Source organism: Hymenobacter wooponensis (genome assembly GCF_004745865.1).
Lineage (GTDB): Bacteria > Bacteroidota > Bacteroidia > Cytophagales > Hymenobacteraceae > Hymenobacter > Hymenobacter wooponensis.
This window is the reverse complement of sequence record NZ_SRKZ01000005.1, coordinates 96,631-118,359: the sequence shown is the minus strand read 5'-3', so window position 1 is coordinate 118,359 and position 21,729 is coordinate 96,631. Positions and strand designations below refer to the sequence as shown.

Here is a 21,729-nt window from a genome sequence, read left to right as displayed (position 1 = left end):
GAAGCGGTAGAGATGCTTCGGCAAGCGGACGCCAGATGGAGCATGACGTTCTTTTTCATACAATTGCCATTGCTGTTCGGCCTTACTCAGCTTGGACGGTGAAGGACTTGCGGAGGCGGATGTCTTCGGAAGAGCTGCCGAGCAACACTTCAAACTCACCGGGCTCCACGGTCCAGTTCATGTTTTTGTCGAGCAGGGCCAGGTCGTCGGGGTGCAGGGTGAAGCGGATGGTTTTTTTCTCGCCGGGCTGCAGGCGCACCCGCTCAAAGCCGCGCAGGTCAAACTCGTAGGTCGTTACGCTGCTGACTTTGTCTTTGAGGTAGAGCTGCACCACTTCATCGCCCAGGCGCTTGCCCGTATTGGTTACCTCCACCGTTACCTGCACATCGGCGTGGGCGTGCTGGCTGGGCTGGTTTACCACCAGGTTGCCGTACTCAAAGGTGGTATAGCTCAGCCCGAAGCCGAAGGGGTACAGCGCCCCGTTGATGCTGGTTTTGCCGTAGCCGTTGGGGCCCGCGCTGGGCTGGCCCGCCTGCGACGACACCTTGAAGGGGAAGTTGTACTCGATCTGGCCCGTTGATTTAGGGAAAGTGATGGGCAGCTTGCCGCCGGGGTTATTGTCGCCGAACAGAGTTTCGGCAATTACGCGGCCACTCTGGGGGCCCGGAAACCAGGCTTCCAGAATGGCGGGCACGTAGCGGTTTTCCCAGTTAATAGTGAGCGGCTGCCCGTTTACCAGCACCATCACCACGGGCTTGCCCGTGGCCTGTAGCGCCTGCAGCAGTTGCAGCTGGCGGCCGGGCAGGCCTAGGCCAGTGCGCGAGAGGCTTTCGCCTACGCGCTTCTCATCCTCGCCCACCACCGCAATAACCACATCAGCCTGTCGGGCCTGGGCCACGGCTTCGTCGATGCTTGCCTGCTCCTCCGTAGTTAAGGGCGTCGGAATGATTTCGCTTTCGGGCCAGCTGGCATCCACAATGTCGCAGCCCTTGGCGTAGTGCACGGTGGCCTTGGCCCCGAGGTAGTTTTTGATGCCATCCAGCACCGTCGTAACAGGGTTGTTGGAGGGGCCGTACCGGCTGGTGGTATAGTTCTTCTCCGCTGCCATCGGCCCCGTCACCAGCACCGACTTTAGCGCCTTGGCATCCAGCGGCAACAGGTTTTTCTCATTCTTCAGCAGCACCATTGTCTCGCGGTTTAGCTGCAGCGAGAAGGCCTCATCGGCCGGGGTGTGCACGGCTTTATCGGCGGCTTTGGGGTTGCTCGTATACGGCTGATCGAAGAGGCCTAGCCGGAACTTCACCCGCAGCACATCGGCCACGCGCTGGTCCAGGGTCTTCATTGATACGCTGCCTTCTTTCACTAGCTCGCGCAGGGGCATGATGTACACCTCCGGCATCGTAAAGTTGGTGCGCACGTTCAGGCCCGCCTCAATGGCCTGCTTCACGGCCTGCTTGTAGGTGTCGGCCACGTGGTGCTTGGTAAAGAGGAACTCCACGGCCTCACTATCCGACACCACGTACCCATCAAACCCGAATTTCTCGCGCAGCAGCTCCGTCAGAAAGTAGTGGCTGCCGGTTACGGGCTGCCCGTCCCAGTCGTTGTAGCTGCTCATCACGCCCATGGGCTTGGCTTCCTGAACCACGCGGCGGAAAGGGTAAAGGTAGAGCTGGTGCATCTCGCGCGGGGCCACGTGCGGGTCGGTGCGCACGTCGCCGTCGCGGCCGCCTTTGGGCACGCTGTACACCGCGTAATGCTTGAGCGTGGAGGCCACGCCTTGTTCCTGAATGCCGAGCACCATTTGCTTGCCCAGCTCCGCAATATGGAAGGGGTTTTCGCCGTAGCACTCCACCACCCGGCCCCAGCGCTGGTCGCGGGCGGGGTCAAGGATGGGGGCGTACACGTTGGTGTAGCCTAGGGCTTTGGCTTCGCGGCCCACGGTGGCGCCGGCCTGCCGCACCAGGGCCTTGTTCCAGGTGCTGCCAATACCAATGGGGGCCGGCAGGGGCGTGGCCCGGTCGTGGCAGAGGCCGTGGATGCCCTCGTTCGTGAAATCAACCGGAATACCCAGGCGCGTTTCTTCCACAAACCACTTCTGCACATCATTGATGGCGGTGGCGTGCTTGCTGAAAGGGTAGGAAAACTCAGTAGCGGCACCGGGGTGATAGGCCAGGCCATTGAGCTCTTCGTCGATGTTGGCAATGCCGTCCTTCCAGACCATGTTCTTCCACTCCGGCGTGGGCATCTTGTCCTTCAGCACCCGGCCGTAGCCGTAAAGCGTGGCCGTTTGGCAGGTTTTCTCCTCCAGTGTCATCTGGGAGAGCAGGTCGGCCACCCGCCGCTCCACGGGCTGCGTGGCATCCTCAAACACGTCCTTCTTGCCGTCTTTGTTGAAGTCAATCCAGCCTTTGTGGTAGAGGTTCTTCTTGCTTTGTCCCTGCGCCGCCGAGGTCAGCAGGAAGGCGGGAAGTAGCAGGCAATACGGGAGGGTGGAGGTACGCATACGTTGGTAGGAGGGCGGTGGCAAAGCGCTAGGCCAGTAGCAGGTGGTTGCCAGCAGTGGCCTAGAATGGGTGGCTTTGCCCTGAGCGTGGCCTAGGCCACTTCAGGAGGTAGGAGCAATGAACACAAATGCTCTCAGCAGGCCAGGGTAGCCTGCTGAGAGGTGCTGACTTAGAAGCCAGGGTTTTGCGTCAGGTTGGGGTTAAGTGCTATTTCCGTTTGCGGAATCGGAAACAGCAGGTAGTTGTCGCTGATGTCGCGGTTGAAGATGGTTTTCTCTACTTGCTTCAGGCGGTTCAGCCGGATTAGGTCGTAGCGGCGGTGGCCTTCATCGCACAGCTCCCATGCGCGCTCCTGCACCAGCAGATCTACAAAGGCGTCTTTGGTGGTGGCTGTAGTGGGCAGCGCCGTTAGGCCAGCCCGTTGCCGCACCCGGTTAATACCCTGGTACTTGGTCACGTCGGCGGCGTTGAGGTTGTTGAGCGCCTCCGACTGCATGAGCAGTACATCGGCGTAGCGCGTCACCAGCCAGTTGGCGCGCGAGTCGTTGCCGATGCGCTTATCGTCGCGGAACTTGTTGAAGAAATACTGGGGCAGCGTGGTAGTGTTGGCCTTGTTGCTCAGGTTCCAATCCTTGCGCACATCGGTAGCGGCGTAGGAGCGCACAAACCAATCTTCGGCCGTGAAGGAGGCAAAGCCGCCCAGCGCCGCCGGCAGGTTCTGCCGCACAATGATGTTGCCCACGTTCGGGGGCAGATCAAACTGCACTGAGAAGATGTGCTCGGCGTTATTTTCGCGGTCGGGCAGGAACACGTCGCCGTAGCTCGGCATGAGGCTGTATAAGCCGGAGTTGATGACGCGGTTGCAGGCCGCCAGGGCATCCTGGTTGTCGGTGCCCTTGGCATCGGAAGAGCTGGCGCGGGTGAGGTACACTTTAGCCAGCATGCTGGCGGCGGCCCCGCTCGATACGCGGCCTTTGTTGCCGGCCGGAATCTGGTTTTCCTTCAGGCAGTTGGCTTCGGCAAACTGCAGATCCTGAATAATCTGCTCGTATACTGCACCCTTGGGCGTGCGGGCGGGGCGCAGGTCGTCGTTGGGGCCTTTGATGGGCGAGGTAATCAGGGGCACGTCGCCGTAGGAGCGCACCAGCTCGAAGTAGGCCAGGGCGCGCAGGAAGCGGGCGTTGCCGAGGATGTTGTTCTTGCTGGCCTCGTCCATGCTCACGGCCGGCACCTTGTCAATCACATCGTTGGCGCGGCCAATGAGGCGGTAGTTGTTCACCCACCAGTTCCCGATTTCGCCGTTGTTGGCGGTGTAGGTGAAGCGGCTCAGCTCGGCCCGGTCGCCGGTGGTGGCGCCCACCACGGCCATGTAGTCGCCGGGCAGCTCCGTTACCAGCCACACCGTGCGGCCGTAGTAGGTTTGGGCCTGCATGAGGCTGAACACGCCGTTCAGGCCCGCAATGGCGTCACCCTCGTTTTGGTAGAAGTTGCTGGCGGTCAGGAAATCATAAGGCTTTTCTTCCAGGAAGGACTCGCAGGAAGAGAAGAAGCCAAGGGAACATATGCCGAGAAGAAGGAGCTTCTTTTTCATGTCAGTAATAATGTAGAAGTACCTGTTCGATTAGAAGCCAATCCGGACGCCGCCAATGAAGGTGCGCGTGTTGGGGAAGGCGTTGTAGTCGGTATTCAGGCTCAGGCCGGAGTTACCGAACGAGTTTACTTCGGGGTCGTAGCCGGAGTAGTCGGTAATCGTAATCAGGTTTTGGCCGGTCACGTAGATGCTGGCCGTTTTAATGGTTTTGGTAACGGCCTCGGGCAACGGCACATTGAAGGATACCGTGACGGTTTTCAGGCGCACGAAGCTGCCATCTTCTATCACGTCGCTTACAATGCCGGTGCTGCGGCGCACCACGCTGTTGGCCTTCGGAATGGTGTTGCTGGTGCCGGGGCCGGTCCAGCGGTCATTCACCGACTTTAGCTTGCTGGTAGTCGTGAAGCCCGATTCCAGCTCGTAGCGGTTGAGGTTGAGCACATCAGAACCCTGCACGCCTTGGATGAATACGCTCAGGCTCAGGGGGCCATAGGTAAAGCCGTTAGTGACACCGTAGATGAACTTAGGCTGGGCCCGCCCGATGATGGTGCGGTCGTTGCCGTCAATCTTCTTGTCGCCGTTCAGGTCTAGGTAGCGCGGGTCGCCGGGACGCACGTTGGCGGTTGTGCCGCTAGCCTTAATTTCCTCCTGGGTCTGCCAGATGCCATCAAACACGTAACCGTAGAAGGAGCCAATAGGCTCGCCAATGCGTAGCACGCTGGTAGCAGCCGTGGCACCGGGGAAAATACTGGTGCTCGACTGGCCTACGAAGCGCTGATACTCACCATTCAGGTCAAGAACTTTGTTGCGGTTGAGCGAGAAGTTCAAGTTGGTGTTCCAGGTAAACTTCTTCGAGTCGAAGTTGACCGTGTTGAGCGAGAACTCAAAGCCCTTGTTCTGCACGCTGCCCGCGTTCTGCAGAATGTTGGAGAAGCCCGTCGTCTGCGGAATGGATACCTGCAGCAACAGGTCGGTGGTTTTCTTATAATAGTAGTCGGCCGTAACGCTGAGGCGGTTTTTGAAGAAGGCCACGTCTATGCCCACGTCGGCAGAGGCGGTAGACTCCCAGCTCAGGTCGGGGTTGGGCACGTTGGAGGGCGCTAGGCCTACCAGGCGCGTGGCCCCCGAGGTGTAGGCGCTCAGCCCATACCGCCCCAGCGACTGATACGAACCAATTTCCTGGTTGCCCGTGATGCCGTAGCTGGCGCGGAGCTTCAGGTCGCTGAGGGAGGTGAAGCCCTTCATGAAGTTCTCGTCGATCAGGCGGTAGGCGAAGGCGGCGCTGGGGAAGTAACCCCACTTGTTGTTCGGCCCGAAACGGGAGGAGCCGTCGGCGCGCATGGTAAACGTGAACAGGTACTTCTCAAACAGCCGGTAGTTCACCCGCCCGAAGTAAGAGGCCAGCCGGTTAGAATTCTTGCCCGAGCTGGGCGTCAGCACGTTGGCGCCTAGACCTATGTTGTCGGAGCCGAGGGCATTGGTGAAGAAGTTGTTGGCCGCAGCAGTGTAATTCTCATTCACAAACTCCTGAAAGGTCAGACCGGCCACCACGTTCAGGGCGTTGTTCTCGTTGAGCTTGCGGTCGTAGGTCAGCGTGTTCTCGTTCAGCCAGCTGTAATTGTTGTTGGAGGCTTTGGTGGCCGAGCCGTTGGTGTTCTGGCCCACGTACACCGTGGAAGGAATAAACTGGTTGCGCTGGTTGGCAAACAGGTCAGTGCCGCCCGAAATCCGCAGCTTGAGTCCTTCCAGCAGCTGATATTCACCGGCCACGTTGATCAGGGCGCGGGTGGTAGTGAGGTTGTCCTTGGCACTTTCGGCGTAGGCAACCGGGTTGCCGGCAATTTCTACGGCGGGCAGCGGCTGGTTCTGGAAGGTGTAGGCCCCGTTGGCATCGCGCACCGACTGAATGGGGCTGAAGCGCAAGGCATCGAGCAATACGCCGCCGTTGCTACCCCCGTTTGTATTCACGGTGGTCAGCCGCTGCTGGGTGCGGGAAAGCTGGCTGGTGAAGCTCACGTTGATCTTGTTGCTCACTTTCCGGTCCAGGTTCAGGCGCACCGAGCCGCGCTTAAAGCCGGAGTTTAGGATGATGCCTTCCTGGTCGAAATAGTTGAAGCTGAGATTGTAGCGGGTGTCTTCGTTGCCGCCGTTGAAGCCGAGCTGATAGTTGCTCTGGCGGCCCTGCCGGAAAATCTCATCCTGCCAGTCGGTACCCTCGCCCATGGCATTTATCTGCTCTTGGGTGTAGGGTAGGGGCGTGGTGGTTTTGTTTTCGAGGTTGTTGAGCGTCTGCACGTCGTTGAGGTAGCGCGCAAACTCGGGGGCGTTCATCAGGTCGTACTTCTTGCGCACGTTGCTCACGCCGGTGTAGGCCTCGAAGCTGATGCTGTTGCGCCCGGCCTTGCCCTTTTTGGTGGTAATGATAACTACTCCGTTAGCACCCCGGCTACCATAAATGGCCGTAGCGGAGGCGTCTTTCAGCACCTCAATTGATTCAATGTCGCTGGGGTTGATGGAGTTCAGGTCGCCGGCGCCAGGGAAGCCGTCCACCACAAACAGCGGCTCATTGCCGGAATTGATGGAGTTGGTACCCCGAATGCGAATGGAAACGTTTCCGCCCGGCTCCGAATTCGTTTGCGTAACCTGCACGCCGCTCACGCGGCCCTGCAGAATTTGGTCGGCCCGGGTGATTGGCGTTTCGGCCACCTGCTCCGCCGAGATGGAGGCCACCGAGCCGGTAATGTCGCGCTTGCGCTGGCTGCCGTAGCCCACTACTACTACATCATTCAGGGCTGTGGCTTTCTCTCCGAGCTTTACTGAGCCAACGGAACTGCGGCCGCCAACGCGCACTTCCTGGGGCTCAAAACCGATAAAGGAAAACACCAAAACCGGGTCGCCGGTAGCGGGAAGGGGTAAACTGAACTTGCCATCGGGGTCGGTGGTGGCACCAGTGGTGGTGCCTTTTATCACAACCGATACACCAGGGAGGGGAGAGTTATCCGAGGCGCCCAGCACCGTGCCAGTGACCTGGCTGGTTTGGGCCTGTGCCGACAAGGATAGTACTGCCGCGGCGGGCAGCAACAGGTGGGTAAATTTTCGCATAGCACGCAGGACTGGTGGGGGGAATTATTGAGTGTAATCTCCACAAACTTGTCGGGCCCAAGACGCGCCAAACGGGATTTATTTACGGAAACGATTACGGAAACCCAGGTTCCAGACTACCAGCTGCAGCGCGTGACGTCCCACAGGCACCCTACGGTTGAGTTACTAGGCCAGTGCTAGCTCGGGCATGCGGGACAAGATGTGGGCACCGTGGCCACTAGGCCACTTTACTACAGGCGGGCCGTTGACCGCCTACTGCTCAGCTCCGACTTTAACTCCACGCTGTCAGCGGGTAACAGATGCACGTTCTCCTGAATGGCCCGAAACAGCAAGCGGGCGGCCTCCCGACCAATGGCGTAGGCGGGCTGAGTAATGGTGGTGAGCGGCGGATTAAGCAGTGAAGCAATTTCTAGGTTGGAAAACCCAATCACTTTCACATCCTCCGGGATGGAGAGGCCTAGGTTGCGGCAAGCCTCATAGCTGCTCATGGCCAGCATTTCTACCGAGGCAAAAATGCCGTCAATTTCTGGGCGCTTACGCAGCAGCGCCTCAATCAGCGGAGTGTTTAGGGCTTCGTTGGCGTGCCCCTGTAGTACCAATTCCTCTTCGTAGGCCAGTCCCCAATCCTGCAGAGCTGCCACGTAGCCTTGCAATCGGCGCTTCCCGATAGAGAGCGTGTCGGAAATGGTGAGGTGAGCCACGGTGCGGCAGCCGGCCTCTAGCAGGTGGCGGGTGGCCTGGTAGCCGCTGGCGTAGTCGTCGGTGGTGACGGTAGCCGTGGGCAGGTCCTCATACACCCGGTCAAAAAATACCACCGGAATGCCCCGGTCGCGCAGCACGTTCAGGTGGGTGCTGGCCTGGCTGTTGCGGGCCGTTGAGAGCAGCACGCCATCTACTCGTCCGCCGGCCAGCACCTGAATGATGGAGGCTTCCTGCTCAGGCTCCTCGTGAGTCAAGGAAATCAACACGTGGAAATCATTCTCTCGGGCTACCTCTTCAATGCCATTGATGGCCAACGAGAAGAAGTGGTTGTGCACGGCCGGAATAATGATGCCGATGGTTTTGGTTTTGGTTCCCCGCAAACTGCTGGCGTAGGGGTTAGGCTCGTAATTAAGCTTGCTTGCCAGGGCCCGCACCCGGTCCTTGGTGTGCTGGGCAATGTCGCTGCGGTCGTTGAGCGCCCTCGACACTGCCGACACGGAAAGGTTGAGTTCCCGCGCAAGTACTTTCAAGCTAACTGGAGGCATATTGTAACGTGAAAGTCAGGCCAAGGAGCCTGAGGAAGGTACGCTTAAAAAAGCCAAAAGCCTCTGCACAAACGAGGAGTGCAGAGGCCTAGGAAGGAGAGCTCAGTTAGTTAACGAGCAGGGTCATAATGGAGTGGGGGCGGCTGCTGGTCTGGGCGGCTTGGCCCTTGATCCAGAGGTGGAAGGGCTGCTCCTTCTCCGTTTGGTTCATCACCACCACCGCTACCGAGCCATCGGGGTTCTGGAAGGCCGTGGTCTGCAGCACGTCGCGGCTGGCGGCGGTGGCTATACGCTTGGCTCCGGGCCGAATGAACTTGCTGAAGTGGCCGATGTAGTAGTAGATGTTGGTGTAGAGCAGCTTGCCCGTCTTCGTGTCGCCGATGAGCGGGGCGTAGCAGAAGTTGCCCACGTGGTTGGGCCCGCCGGTCTCATCGAGCAAGATGTTCCAGTCGGTCCAGGCCTCGGTGCCGGCGTTGAAGTCATTGATCATGGAGTGGCCGTACTGTTCGCCCAGCTTCCAGTCGTTGATATTGCTGAACTGGAACTTCTCGATGCAGCCCTCGGTGAAGATCAAGTGCTTGTTGGGGTAGGTCTCGTGCACGCGACGCAGGTTGTCGAACTGCATGCCCGAGCCCGTCCACGTCTCATACCAGTGGTAGCCCAGCCCCCAGTAGTACTTACTCGCCTCTGGGTCATCGAAGAGGGTCGATGCGCGCTGGTACATCAGGTCGCGGTTGTGGTCCCAGCCAATGAGCTTCCGGTCGCCGAGGCCCCCTTTTTTCAGGGTGGGGCCCAGGTAGCCTTTCACAAAGTCGCGCTCCTCTTCAGCGGTGAAAATGCATGATTCCCACTTCTGCACGGCCATGGGCTCGTTCTGCACCGTCAGGCCCCAAATGGGAATGCCTTGCCGCTCATATTCCTTAATGAACTTGACGTAGTAGTCGGCCCAAAGCTGGCGGTACTCGGGCAGCAGCTTGCCGCCCTTCAGCATGTTCTTAGTGTCCTTCATCCAAGCCGGGGGGCTCCAGGGGCTCACGTACATCGTGAGCTTGCCGCCCGCCGCCGCAATGGCCTGCTTGATGAAGGGAATCCGGTACTGCTCATCGTGCTTCACGCTGAAGGTCTTCAGCGTCTTATCGCCGTCGGCTATGTAGGTGTAGCTGTCACTACCGAAGTCGGTGCTGTTGATGTTGGTGCGGCCCAGCGTGTAGCCAATGCCCTGGGTGGGGCTGTAGTAGGCCCGCATAAACTCTTGCTGCTGGGCCTTGGGCAGCTTAGCGAAGGTTTCGGCGGAAGCATCGGTCAGGGCGCCACCAATGCCAATCAGGGTCTGGAAGGAGTGATTGGGGTCCACGAACACCGTGGGTTGCGTTTCCAGCGGCTGAGGCTGGGCCGAGAAGGTGAGCTTATCCGTGGCCGAGAGGCGCAGCTGTGAGTTGTCGGCGGTGGTGTATACCTGCACCTGCTTGCCCACCGCCGAGTACGACGAAGACGTGGACTTGGAAGAAGATACTTTTTGGGCCGTGGCAGTGGTGCCAAGAGTGGACGCCAGCGCCGCGGCAATCAGAAACTTATGCATGCGTAAGAAGTAAAAAAGTTACCAGATGTAGGTCCCAACGGCTCCCGAAGCCAGTTGAGTCGTGGCTACCTTGCCCCGGTATTTGATGTCGAAAGTTTGGGCACCGCCCGTGTTAAGCACAATGAGGACTTTCTTGCCCTCCGGATTTTTAAACGCCACGTTCTGTAGGCCACTCGGCACGTTAGAATCGATGCGCTGGGAGCCGGGCCGCACAAACTTGGCCGCGTGGGCCACCGTGTAGTAGGCGGTGTTGCGGGTCACGGTGTTGCCGCTAATGGTAATGGCACCCATGCACTTGGTGCAGCCGCCGGGCGTGTGCGGACCGTAGCCGGGGTCAGAGGCCAGATTCCATTCCAGCACGTTGCGGCTCCAGTTGCGCGTAGCCCCAATGATGAGGTTATTCATGTGCCAGTTGAAGTCGCCCGCAAAACTGCCGGGGCCTTCCGTCCACTGTTCTGTAAAGTACACGGCCTTATCAGGGAAGGCGTCATGCACGTTGGTCATTGCCGAGATGCTGCCCGCGTACAGGTGAAAGGCTGAGCCGTCGACGTACTGCCGAGCCTGCGCATCCTGCAGCACCGTCATGGGGTAATCGGCGCGGTCAAGGTTGTGGTCGTAGAGGATGATTTTGGTGGCAAGGCCTGCCGCCTTAAACGCCGGCCCCACATGGTCGCGAATGAAGGTGGCCTGCTGCTGGGCCGACATCTCCATGCTGGGGTTGTTGTAAGGGTTCAGGGGCTCGTTCTGCAGCGTCACGGCATCGATCCGGATACCTTCGGCCTGCATAGCCTGCAGATATTTTACAAAGTACTGAGCGTACGTTCCGTAGTACTCGGGCTTCAGCGTGCCACCCACGAAGCTGTTGTTGCTCTTCATCCAGGTGGGGGCCGTCCAAGGCGAGCCCAGGATCTTGATGGTGGGGTTGATGGCCAGAATCTCCTTGAGCACCGGAATCAGGTTTACCTTATCGGGGGCCAGGCTGAACTGGGCCAGGGTGGGGTCGGGGGTAGCCGTTTCGTCGTAGGTAAACGGCTGGGCATCCAGGTCTGATGCCCCAATGCTGATGCGCAGGTAGCTGGTCCCAATGTTATTGCCGTCGGTGGCAAACAGCTCCTTCAGTAGCGTGGCCCGGTCGGTGGCGCTCATCTGGTTGATGAGCTGGGCACTGCCGCCGGTAAGCGTGTAGCCAAAGCCATCAATGGTTTGGTAGACTTGGGTGGTATCCACCGTGATGGTGGGATTCTGGCCTACGGAGGCCTGAAAGTTGAGGGGTAGGGTGCTCTTGTAAAACAGCGTACTCCTGTCACTGGTGGTAGTCCAGGCGGCCACCTGCGAGGGACCAGCCGTTACGGGCGGTACCGGTGGAGTTGGTGGAGTGGGGGTAGGGTCGGGGGTGCTGCCGCCGCCGCAGCTGGCCGCCAGGCCTAGCAGCAACACCGCCGCAGCATTCTTAGGAAAATGAGATGGAAGGATCTTCATGGAAGGATAGGAGTAGCAGAAGAATGATGTGGTGAGCTGTCTGGGGGCGCTAGGCCAGTGGGGGCAGAGGTCCGGCAGAGCAGCAGGCAATGGAGTACAGGTTCTAATCGATAGAGAAAAAGAAAGAGCAGCCCCGACCCACGGCCGGGGCTGATGGGTTTCAGATTAATGAGCTACTACTACCCGGCGAACCAGCAGGCCCTCGGGAGTGTCAACCTGCACGAGGTAAGTGCCGGCGCGCACTGCGGCCACTGGCACCGTGAGTAGGTTCTGGCCGGCGGTTACGGCGCGGTCGGCCTGGCTGCTGATTACCCGGCCGGTCAAATCCAGCAAGCGCAGCTGCAGGCGCTGGCTAGCCGGCGCGTTGTAGCTCAGGTTCAACTCGGAGTTGGCCAGGGTGGGATACACCTGCAGACGGGCATCGGTAGCGGCGCTGGCCGCCGAGGTAGTAGCCAAGGTCAGGCGGGCCGCGGCACCCTGATCTGAGAAGTACCAACGCTGGTTGTTGCCCCCGCTGTAGGTCCACTGCTGCACTGCTGCTCCATCGGCGGTGGAGTTGTCCTGCACATCCAAAGCCTTGCCACTGTACTTATTGATGATGCGGTAGGTGCCGTCGCCATTGCTGATGATTTGCCAGTATTGGCTGTCTTGGGTCAGCCAGTCCCACTGGTGGGTCAGGGCACCATCAGCGGCGCTCGGGCCGGCCACGTCCAGGCTCTTGTTGCTGTTCAGGTTCACAATGCGCACGTAGCCGCTGCCCACGTCTACCAGCTTCCACTTCTGATTGGCCGCGCTTACCCAGCCCCACTGCTGCACCCGGCCACCATTGGCCTGGGAGCTAGCCGATACCTCCAAGGCCTTGCCGCCATTCTTGGAGCTGATTTCGTAGATACGGCCGATGGCGGGGCCGCTGCTGGTGGCTCCACCAGTACCATTATAGTTGCCGCCGCCGGGGTAGTTGACAATGCCGTTCTGGTTCGGCGAGACGGCCGCCACGGTGGTGTTGGGCACGCAGTTCGCAAACAGAATGTTGGTGAGCACCTGGTTCAGTCCTGCAGGCCCATCTACCACATAGGGCGGGTTGATGTGCATGAAGGCAGGGTTGCTACGGTCCTCGAAACGCTTGTAGGTCCAGTGGCACCAGCCAATGCCCACCGAGTTGAGGTTTTTGGCGGCGTCGCGCATCCAGGTGTCGGTGTTCTCGCCGGTTTCGCCCACCCAAATGGGCACATTGTGGGTCGTGCGGAAGTTGCGCAGGTTGCCAATGAAGCGCAGGTCGTTGGCCCCGCCGCCAGTGGAGTTCACGCCATTGTCCATCTCGTAGCCCGTGCCGCTGTAGCGGTGCGAGTTGTAGACCAGGTTGGTGCGGTTAGAGAAGGTAAACGGCTCCATGTAGTTGTAGTCGTTGCCCCAGCCGTTGCCCTCTACCAGAATCAGGTGGTTGTCGCCCTGCCCCCGAACGGTGGTAATCAGGCGCTGAAATACGTCGTGAATCTTCTGGTTATTGGGGTAGTTGTTGGGCTCGTTAATCAGGTCGTACATGGCCACCCGCGAGTCATTCTTGTACCGATTCGACACAAAGGCCCACAGCCGGTTGAGCACGTCCTGGTTGATCTGGCGGTTCCAGAGGTCGTTGGCCACAATCTGGTCGGCAATGTTGGCATCAGTACCCTGCGAGCCGGGTACGGCGTGCATGTCCAGCACCACGTACATCTGGTTAGCCTGGGCCCAGGCCAGCACGTTGTCAATCATGGCCAGCGCCGCCATGTTGTTGGCGTCGGTGAAGAGCTGATTGTTATTATACCAGCCCGTCAGCTGGCTCACGTAGGAGTCGTAGGTGACGGTGCCGCGCATCACGCTGTTGCGCACGGCCCGCTGCGAAGGCGTCAGGAACAGCTCGTAGTGCAGGGGCAGCCGAATGCAGTTAAAGCCCTTGCTGGCGATGTAGTCAATGTCGGGCTTGGTGATGAAATTGGCGCGGTAGTTCTGGTAGAAGGTCTCCACGGCCGCATCGCTCATGCCGGCGTTGTAGAGGGTCTTCTTCACCTTGCCCTGGGTTTGCTTGCCATCGAGGCCGGGCCAACCCACTTTCATCATGTAGCCCTCCTGCACGGCCCAGTTGCCCAGGTTCATGCCGTTGAGGATAACCTCCTGGTTGCTGGCATTCACAATGCGGCCGCCGTCGGCGCGCAAGAAGCTCTGGGCGTTGGCAGAGTGGCCTAGGCCGATGCCGGCCAGCAGCGCAAGGCCTTTGAGGGCGCGGGGCACTCGGGTGCTCCAAAAAGTACTGGTGTTCATGGTGGTGGGGTTTTGGTTGTGATAAAAAGTACTAACGGGCCCTTGGGAGGCCGGAGAGTCAGCGAGAGTGGCAGAGTAGGTGGCTCCGCTTTGAGCGCTTAATTCTTCCCGGAGCGGGGAGCTGGCCGAGAAGAGGTAATCAGGTCGGGGGTACTATTTTTTATCGGCTAGGCCACTGCTAGTGGCCTAGCCGATAATAGGGAAAGCGGGTTTACCACACGTAGGTACCGGCGGCACCCGCGTTGAGCGTGGTGCTGAGGGTCTTGCCCGCGTGGCGAAGGCTAAAGGCCTGGGTTTCTTTGGAGTTGTTCTGCACAATTACCACGCGCTGGCCGCTGGGCGTTTTGTAGGCCACATTGGGCAGGGTTTCGGAGGTGGTGGAGCCAATGCGCACGGAGCCGGGCCGCACGAATTTGCTGGCGTGGGCAATGATGTAATAGGCATCCTCGCGGGTTACGTTGTTGCCATCGAGGGTGAGGGCACCACGGCACTCGGTGCAGCCGCCGGGCGTGTGGGGGTTCTGCTGCGGATCGGCGGCCAGGTTCCACTCCAGCACGGTGCGGGCCCAGTTGCGGGTAGCGCCAATGATGAGCGTGCGCATGTGCCAGGGCAGGTTCTCGGCGAACTGACTTTTCGATCCCACCCACTGCTCCGTGAAGTAGAGGTTTTTGTCGGGGTGAGCGTCGTGCACCTTGCTCAGGGCATCAATGGGGCCGGCATAGAGGTGAAAGGCCGAGCCATCCACGTACTGCTTAGCCTCGGAGTCGTTGAGGATGGTCAGAGGGTAATCGGGGCGGTCGGCGTTGTGGTCGTACACGATAATCTTCGTGTCGATTTTCTCCTTCTTGAACGTGGGGCCCAGGTTCTTCTTCACAAACTCGGCCTGCTGCTCGGCCAGCATGAGCAGGCTGGGGTTGTTGCCGGGGTGAAGGGGCTCGTTCTGCACCGTAATAGCATCAATTCGGATTCCCTCGGCCTTCATGCCCTGCACGTACTTGGCAAAGTAGCGGGCATACGCGTCGTAAAACTCGGGCTTCAGCGAGCCGCCCTTGGAGTTGCCGTTGGTCTTCATCCAGGTAGGCGGAGACCAGGGCGAACCGAGAATCTTGATGCTGGGGTTAATGGCCAGAATCTCCTTGAGCACCGGAATCAGGTGCTGCTTATCGGGCGCCAGGCTGAACTTCGCCAGCGTGGGGTCAGTCTGCCCCTCGGGCAAGTCATCGTAGCTGAACACAGTGGCATCGAGGTCAGAGGCCCCAATGCTCAGGCGCAGGTAGCTCACCCCAATATTGTTGCCATCGGTAGCGAACAGTTCCTTCAGGATGGCCGTCCGGGCCGCAGGCGTCATGCGGTGCAACAGCTCGGCGCTGCCGCCCGTCAGGCAATAGCCAAAGCCATCAATGGTTTGGAACGTCTGCTTGTCGTCTACTTCAATGACGGCGCCCGTTGCGGCGTTGGTAGTCCAGGTGGGAGCCGTTTGCGACTGGAACAGCACTGACTTATCAGGATTAGTAAGCCAAAAAGCCGCGGTGCCTTTCTTAACAGATGCCGACGAAGTGCCGGACTGGGGTATGCGCTGGCAGCTGGTGCCCAGGCCTAAGCCCAGCAGCAGAGCCAGGGAGAGAGTTTGTTTGGAGAGCAGGGACATGCAGAACGGGTGGTGAAAGGAGGGAGGAGCTTGATGGCTCCGGATAATACAGAAGGATTAGGCCTGGCTTGGGCGGTGGCCCCGTAGGCCATACCACAAGATGTACACGTAGCACAGAATGGGCAGCACAAAGGCCCAACGCAGGGAGCTGGCATCGGCCACCAGCCCAAAGAGCAGTGGCACTACGGCCCCGCCCACAATACCCACGTTCAGTAGGCCCGAAGCTTCTTCGGTGTTGGAGCCCAAGCCCGCTACGGCTAAGGTGAAGATGGTAGCAAACATGATGGAGTTCATTAGGCCCACGGCCAGCAGGCTCCACATGGCTACTTCACCGCGCGTGCTGATAGAGATGAGCACCAGCACCACGGCCCCAACGGCATTGAAGGCCAACAGGCGGCCGGGGTTAAACTTGTTGAGCAGGTAAGCGCCCAGGAAGCGGCCCACCATGGCGCCACCCCAGTAGTAGGCCACCTTGTCGCCGGCCAGTTTGGGCGACAGACCCATGATATCGGGGTGGCCTAGGTAGCTAACGATGTGCGAGCCAATGGCTACCTCACCACCCACGTAGGCGAAAATGCCAATCACACCGAATACCAAGTGGCGGTAATGCCACGCCCGACGGTTAGGGTCTTCCTCGGTCTGCTCGAGGGTAATCTTGGGCAGCTTAAGCAGGCCTAGCAGCACGCTAATGACAATGAGCACGGCCCCAATGCACAGGTAAGGCACCTGCACAGCCCGCACATCAATGGCAGCCGTAGAGGCCGACTCCAAATCGGGCAGGTTCGACAGGATCAGGGCTGCACCCAGCAAAGGTGCTACCGTGGTGCCCAGGGAGTTAAAGGCCTGCGTGAGCGTAAGGCGGGCTGGCGCCGAGCGGGCCGGGCCTAGTATGGATACGTAGGGGTTGCCGGCCACCTGCAGCAGTACCACGCCGGTAGCCAGCACGAACAACGCGCCCAGAAACAGACCATAGGAGCGGCTCTCGGCCGCGGGGTAAAACAGGAAGGCACCGAGCGCGGCAATCAGAAAGCCCACGAGCATGCCGCCCTTGTAGCCAATACGCTTCACCAGCTTGCCCGCCGGAATGCCCATTACAAAGTAGGCCCCGAAGAAGCAGAGGTTAATGAAGTTGGCTTGAGTATAGCTGAGGCTGAAAATAGCCTTGAGATACGGAATTAGGATGTCGTTCAGACAGGTAATAAAGCCCATCATGAAAAACAGCACCGTGAGGGACGCCAGCGCCGAGGTATAGCGCGGGGTTTGCCCGTCTGCGGTGGTGGCCTCCGGCCGGGGTAACGTGGATGCGGAAATGGGAGCAGCCATACAAACAGTAGGGGAAGAGAGGAAAGAAGGGTGGTTCCCGAGTGGCCGGCCCGCGTCCCCTAATCGCAGGGCCGGCCCAGGAACTCCGCTGGCTCTAGCGGATTCAGCGGAGCGAAATCATCTAGTAAGTGGCCTAGTGAATTCTAGGCCACTTGCCAGTAGTAACCAAAACGGCCCGGCAGCTTGCAGACAGCCGGGCCGGAAAACGATTAATAACCAGGGTTTTGCTGGAGCTGAGCGTTGTTGTTAATCTCACCCTGCGGGATGGGGAACAACAGGTAATTCACATCCGGGCGCGTCAGCTTCTCCTGAATTAGATCCAGCGCCGTAATCGTATGGGCACCGGCCTCCACTTGGTTGTGGCGGGCGTAGCGCAGCAAATCGTACCACCGCTCACCCTCAAAGGCGAGCTCCAGGCGGCGCTGACGGTCAATTTCATCACGCATTGCTTTTTTGCTGGCGTACTGGGGCGAAGCCGAGGTCAGGGGGAGCAAACCAGCCCGAGTCCGGATCAGATTAAGCTTGTCCAGCACATCAGCCGACGGGCCACCCTGCTCGTTAGCCGCCTCTGCGTAGATCAACAGCACATCGGCGTAACGCAGAATGTAGGTGTTGTCGGGGCTGTTAAAAGCATTGGGTGCACCGGGCCACTTGTACACGAAGGCTCCCCGGTCGTTGGCCGTGCTGCTGGTGCTGTACACGAAGCTGGCGTAGTCGCGGCCCGCGTTGGTGCGGCCTACCAGCGTCCAGCGCTTATCAGCGTTGGGCTTGCGGGTTCCACCCGGCAGCACCGACGACGTATCGGCGAATTGGAGCAACTCAGCAGTCGGAATGTTGAATTTCGGGAATGAGTAGGTTGCGGGAGGAGAGGGCAGTAACAGGTCGGGCAGGATGTTGTTGCCGTCGGCGTTGCCTTGGTTCTGCACTTCCAGGATAGTCTCTGGAGCCTTGTTTTCTGCCGGGAACAAGCCCTTGAAGTTGGGCAGCAGCGAGTACGTGCCGGAGCTGATCACCTTGTTGGCAGCCGTTACGGCTTGGGCCCACTGGCGCTGCGTGAGGTACACCTTCGCCAGCAGAGCATTCACGGCTCCTTTAGTAATGCGGTTGGTGTTGGTGGCCGGGGCCAGGCCATCGGCTGTGGTCAGGTCGGTAACAATCTGCGCGTACACCGTTTCCGACGAGGTGCGGGGCAGGGCCACAACCGCCGGATCACCGGTTTCAGTGGGCTCGAGACGCAGAGGCACGGCTCCATACAACTTCACCAGGTTGTAGTAGTGCAGGGCCCGCAGGAAGTAGGCCTCACCCAGAATTTGGTTTTTCCGCTCGGCGGGCATGTTCACGTTCGGCACGTACTTCAGCACGGCGTTGGCGCGGTTGATGCCGATGTAGGAGGCACGCCAGATGTTGTTTACCTGGCTGGTGGTGGGCGTCCAGTTGATGCGGTCCAGTGTGGTCACATCGCCGTTGGTGCTGGTGCAGTTATCGGAAGGCATCTCGCCCACTACTACCAGGTCTTGGCTGTAGAGGCCGGTGGCCTGTAGGGCATCGTAAGCCGCCGTGATGGCCGCTTCGGCGTCGTCGGCGTTCTGGAAGAAGTTTTCGGGGGCAATACTTGGCAGAGGTTGCTTGTCCAAGACGTCGCAGCTACCTAGCAGAGCCAATGCAAAAACGGGGATTAGTATCTTTTTCATGGGAAGGGCAGAGCTCAGCTTAGAAGGTGGCGTTCAGGCCAACAGTGTAAGTGCGGGATTGGGGGTACACGCCGAAGTCGCGACCGATGCTGGTGGAAGAGAAAGGGTCGGCGCTTACTTCTGGGTCGTAACCCGAGTAGTCCGTCCAGGTAATCAGGTTCTGACCGCTCACGTATAAGCGTAGGCTGGCTACTCGGGCCTTGCTGGTGAGGCCGGTGGGCAGGGTATAGCCCAGGGTCAGGTTTTTCAGGCGCAAGTAGCTACCATCCTCAATCCAACGCGAGGAGAAGCGGCCGTTGTTGTTGGGGTCGTTGAAGACTGCCCGCGGAATGTTGGTGTTGGTGTTGGTGGGCGTCCAACGGTCGAGCACCGTGGTGAGCTGGTTAACCGGACCAGTCAACGACTCCAGCGCCTGGCGGTTGGCATTGTAAATGTCATTGCCGAAGCTGCCCTGGAAGAACACGCTCAGATCAAGGCCCTTGAACGTGAAGGTGTTGGTCACGCCCCCAATTACTTTGGGGTTGGGGTTGCCGATGATGGTGCGGTCGTTGTTGTCAATCTTGTTGTCGCCGTTCACGTCCACGAAGCGGATATCACCCGGTTTGGGGTTGCCTGGCTGGGTGGGTGCCGCTTTGATTTCATCCGCCGACTGGAAGATGCCCTGCACTTGGTGGCCATAGAACACGCCCAGCGGTTGCCCGTTTTGCGTGATGCTGTTGCCGCCAATAATAGTGCGAGGAACCGCCTGGTTCTGGTCGTTCACCAAGGTGCCCAGGTCAATAACCTTATTGCGGTTAAGTGAGGCGTTTAGGTTAGTGGTCCAGCTAAAGCCGCCGTTTTCACCTTGTACGTTGGTGGTAGCCAGGTTAAATTCAAGGCCTTTGTTCTCAACAGTACCTACGTTCTGAATAATATCTAGAATTTCGGCGCCGGTGCTGGGAGCAAGTGGCACGCTCAGGAGCAGGTTATTTGAGCGCTTACGGTAGGCATCGAAGTTGAACGTGAGCCGGTCGTTGAACATGCCCAAGTCGAGGCCCAGGTCATACTGCTTGGAGGTTTCCCACTTCAACCCGCGGTTACCGATGCGGTCGGGGCGAATGCCACCCTGGATAGTGCCGCCGCTGCCCGCGTAGTTAGAGCCGGCGCTATAGGAGCTAAAGCGCTGGTAAGTGTAGCCCAGCTCCTGGTTACCATTGATACCAAAGCTGCCGCGCAGTTTCAGATCAGAAATGGGCGTGTTTTGGGGGAAGAACGCTTCCTTGGAAATGCGCCAGCCCAGGGCCACGGCCGGGAAATAGCCATAGTGCTGGTCGAAGCGGCTGGTGCCATCCTGGCGCAAGCTCAGGGTGGCCAGGTACCGGTCGTCGAAGCTATAGATGGCGCGGGCGAACAAGCTGGTCAGGCCCCATTCTTCCTCATAGCTGCTGGTGCCAAGGCGCTCCGTGCCGGCCGAGAGGTAGGGCACTGCATTGGAAGCATAGCCGCGCACCGAAGCATTGGAAGCGAAGCGGTTTGACTCTTGCACCGACTGGCCAGCCAACAGTTGCAGGTTGTGCTTCTCGCCCAAGGTGGGGTTATAGGTTACCGTGTTTTCCCACAGCCAAATTGTCTGCTGGGTGGTGCCAGTACGGCCACTACCCCGCGTAGAAGCATCGGCCCGCGACGTGCCGGGGTAGTTGCGGGTGATAAATTCGTTCTCGAGCTGGGTCCGGAAATCGATGCCCAGTGACGAGCGGAACTTCAGGTTTTTCAGGATATCGTACTCGCCGTACAGGTTGCCGATTACCTGGTTGGTAATAGCTTTGTTGCTGGTCTCGAGTAGGTTACCAACGGGATTGTCCGACAGCGAGAAGGGGTTGGTGGCGTACACACCGTTGGCGTCGCGCACCGGGATGGTCGGAATCTGAGCCAGCGTACCGAGTACCGTGCCCGAGTTGCCTAGGCCTAGCTCACTGCGCACGCTACCATTGGTGTTTGTGCGGCTCATGTTCATGTTGGTGCCCACCCGGAACTTGGTGCCCGCCTGCTGATCGAAGTTCAGCTTGAAGTTGAAACGGTCGAAGCCGGAGTTCAGAATGATACCGTCCTGCTTGAAGTAGCCGCCGGCCACATAATAGCGGGTTTTATCGGTGCCACCACTTACGTTCAGCTGGTAGTTCTGAATGGCCGCCGTGCGGTACACTTCATCCTGCCAGTCAGTGTTGTAGGGCAGGTTGTTGAGGTCAGTGAAGCCGGGTGCCGCGCCGCCATTGATCTGCGACTCGTTGTAGTACTCAGCAAACTGGCGCGAGTCTAGTACGTCTAGCTTCTTGCGGAGTTCCTGCACGCCATAGTAGGCATTGAGGCCTACTTGGGGTTTGCCCGATTTACCGCGCTTGGTGGTAATAACTACCACCCCGTTGGCGGCGCGCACACCGTAAATGGCGGCTGCAGCACCGTCCTTGAGCACGTCAATCGACTCAATATCGGCAGGGTTGATGGTGTTGAGAGGATTGGGCTTTTGGTTGCCCACGCTCAACTCTCGGTCATAGGTAGGGAGTACGGGTACGCCGTCGATAACGTACAACGGCGAGTTGCTGCCGGTGATGGAGCTGTTACCCCGAATACGCACGTTGATGCCCGCGCCGGGAGCACCCGTCGGAGCCGTTACCTGTACGCCGGGCGCCTGGCCTTGCAGAGCTTGGTCGAAGCCTGCTACGCGCTGACGCTCAATTTGCGGAGCCGAAACGGAAGCCACCGAGGTGGTTAGCTCTTGGCGGCTTAGCGTGCCATAGCCTACTACTACTACTTCCTTCAGGGCCTGAGTGTCCTCATTGAGAGTCACGCTAGCAACCTGCGTTGGCTGGCCATCAACCACAGTAATGGCTTGGCGCTGGGTGTTAAAGCCCACCGAGGAAATGACCAGCGTGTACGAACCGGCTGGCACGTTGGCAATGGTAAAAGCGCCGGTAGCATCGGTGGCGCTGCCCAGGGTGGTGCCTTCCAGCAGCACCGTTACGCCGGGCAGACCTTCGCCTTTGGCGTCAACCACGCGGCCACTAACGGGGCTGTTTACCAGCACTGCGGCATCGCGCTTAGTGTCAGCGGAGGCGGCTGTTGCAGCGGCGGCCGGATGAGCAAGGGTTAGGCCCGAAAGGAGCACACCGCCCACCGCTGGCGTAAGCCAAAGGCGGCTACGGAAGCCAGAGCCGTGTGGGAATTGTAGTGAAAACGGCATAGAAGAGGGGGATTAAGAAGTGGGACTGATGGGAATCTGGGAACTGCCAC

General features: G+C 59.3%; 11 protein-coding genes. All 11 read right to left on the bottom strand.

What is annotated here, in order from left to right; translation table 11 throughout:
• Positions 1–82: 82 nt before the first annotated feature.
• Positions 83–2,503: a glycoside hydrolase family 3 N-terminal domain-containing protein gene (locus EU557_RS17620; RefSeq protein WP_135531794.1), complete on the bottom strand. Its 2,421-nt coding sequence runs from the start codon at positions 2,501–2,503 to the stop codon at positions 83–85.
• A gap of 170 nt (positions 2,504–2,673) precedes the next feature.
• Positions 2,674–4,095 (bottom strand): RagB/SusD family nutrient uptake outer membrane protein, encoded by a 1,422-nt coding sequence (locus EU557_RS17615; protein WP_135531793.1) that lies wholly within the window; start codon positions 4,093–4,095, stop codon positions 2,674–2,676.
• A gap of 30 nt (positions 4,096–4,125) precedes the next feature.
• Entirely contained in the window at positions 4,126–7,197 is a 3,072-nt protein-coding gene (locus EU557_RS17610; RefSeq protein ID WP_135531792.1) for a SusC/RagA family TonB-linked outer membrane protein, read from the bottom strand.
• A 230-nt stretch (positions 7,198–7,427) separates the two neighbouring features.
• Positions 7,428–8,444, bottom strand: a complete 1,017-nt coding sequence (locus EU557_RS17605; protein WP_135531791.1) for a LacI family DNA-binding transcriptional regulator — start codon at positions 8,442–8,444, stop codon at positions 7,428–7,430.
• 106 nt (positions 8,445–8,550) lie between these two features.
• Entirely contained in the window at positions 8,551–10,023 is a 1,473-nt protein-coding gene (locus EU557_RS17600) for a glycoside hydrolase family 30 protein (RefSeq protein WP_135531790.1), read from the bottom strand.
• Positions 10,024–10,041: 18 nt separating this feature from the next.
• Positions 10,042–11,502: a glycoside hydrolase family 30 protein gene (locus tag EU557_RS17595; RefSeq protein ID WP_135531789.1), complete on the bottom strand. Its 1,461-nt coding sequence runs from the start codon at positions 11,500–11,502 to the stop codon at positions 10,042–10,044.
• A gap of 165 nt (positions 11,503–11,667) precedes the next feature.
• Complete coding sequence (locus EU557_RS17590) at positions 11,668–13,800, bottom strand: RICIN domain-containing protein (RefSeq protein ID WP_135531788.1); 2,133 nt, start codon at positions 13,798–13,800, stop codon at positions 11,668–11,670.
• Positions 13,801–14,011: 211 nt separating this feature from the next.
• Positions 14,012–15,448: a glycoside hydrolase family 30 protein gene (locus EU557_RS17585; RefSeq protein ID WP_135531787.1), complete on the bottom strand. Its 1,437-nt coding sequence runs from the start codon at positions 15,446–15,448 to the stop codon at positions 14,012–14,014.
• 57 nt (positions 15,449–15,505) lie between these two features.
• On the bottom strand, positions 15,506–16,771 hold the full coding sequence (locus EU557_RS17580; protein WP_135531786.1) for a sugar MFS transporter: 1,266 nt from the start codon (positions 16,769–16,771) through the stop codon (positions 15,506–15,508).
• Between the two features lie 209 nt (positions 16,772–16,980).
• Positions 16,981–18,462, bottom strand: coding sequence for a RagB/SusD family nutrient uptake outer membrane protein (locus EU557_RS17575; protein WP_135531785.1), 1,482 nt, complete (start codon positions 18,460–18,462; stop codon positions 16,981–16,983).
• A gap of 19 nt (positions 18,463–18,481) precedes the next feature.
• Positions 18,482–21,679 (bottom strand): SusC/RagA family TonB-linked outer membrane protein, encoded by a 3,198-nt coding sequence (locus EU557_RS17570; protein WP_135531784.1) that lies wholly within the window; start codon positions 21,677–21,679, stop codon positions 18,482–18,484.
• Positions 21,680–21,729: the final 50 nt, after the last annotated feature.

Excerpts from the sequence above, each read along its gene's own strand:
- EU557_RS17615 (WP_135531793.1), bottom strand. The coding sequence starts at position 4,095 with ATGAAAAAGAAGCTCCTTCTTCTCGGCATATGTTCCCTTGGCTTCTTC.
- EU557_RS17590 (WP_135531788.1), bottom strand. The coding sequence starts at position 13,800 with ATGAACACCAGTACTTTTTGGAGCACCCGAGTGCCCCGCGCCCTCAAA.
- EU557_RS17610 (WP_135531792.1), bottom strand. The coding sequence starts at position 7,197 with ATGCGAAAATTTACCCACCTGTTGCTGCCCGCCGCGGCAGTACTATCC.
- EU557_RS17600 (WP_135531790.1), bottom strand. The coding sequence starts at position 10,023 with ATGCATAAGTTTCTGATTGCCGCGGCGCTGGCGTCCACTCTTGGCACC.
- EU557_RS17595 (WP_135531789.1), bottom strand. The coding sequence starts at position 11,502 with ATGAAGATCCTTCCATCTCATTTTCCTAAGAATGCTGCGGCGGTGTTG.
- EU557_RS17575 (WP_135531785.1), bottom strand. The coding sequence starts at position 18,462 with ATGAAAAAGATACTAATCCCCGTTTTTGCATTGGCTCTGCTAGGTAGC.
- EU557_RS17605 (WP_135531791.1), bottom strand. The coding sequence starts at position 8,444 with ATGCCTCCAGTTAGCTTGAAAGTACTTGCGCGGGAACTCAACCTTTCC.
- EU557_RS17585 (WP_135531787.1), bottom strand. The coding sequence starts at position 15,448 with ATGTCCCTGCTCTCCAAACAAACTCTCTCCCTGGCTCTGCTGCTGGGC.
- EU557_RS17620 (WP_135531794.1), bottom strand. The coding sequence starts at position 2,503 with ATGCGTACCTCCACCCTCCCGTATTGCCTGCTACTTCCCGCCTTCCTG.
- EU557_RS17570 (WP_135531784.1), bottom strand. The coding sequence starts at position 21,679 with ATGCCGTTTTCACTACAATTCCCACACGGCTCTGGCTTCCGTAGCCGC.
- EU557_RS17580 (WP_135531786.1), bottom strand. The coding sequence starts at position 16,771 with ATGGCTGCTCCCATTTCCGCATCCACGTTACCCCGGCCGGAGGCCACC.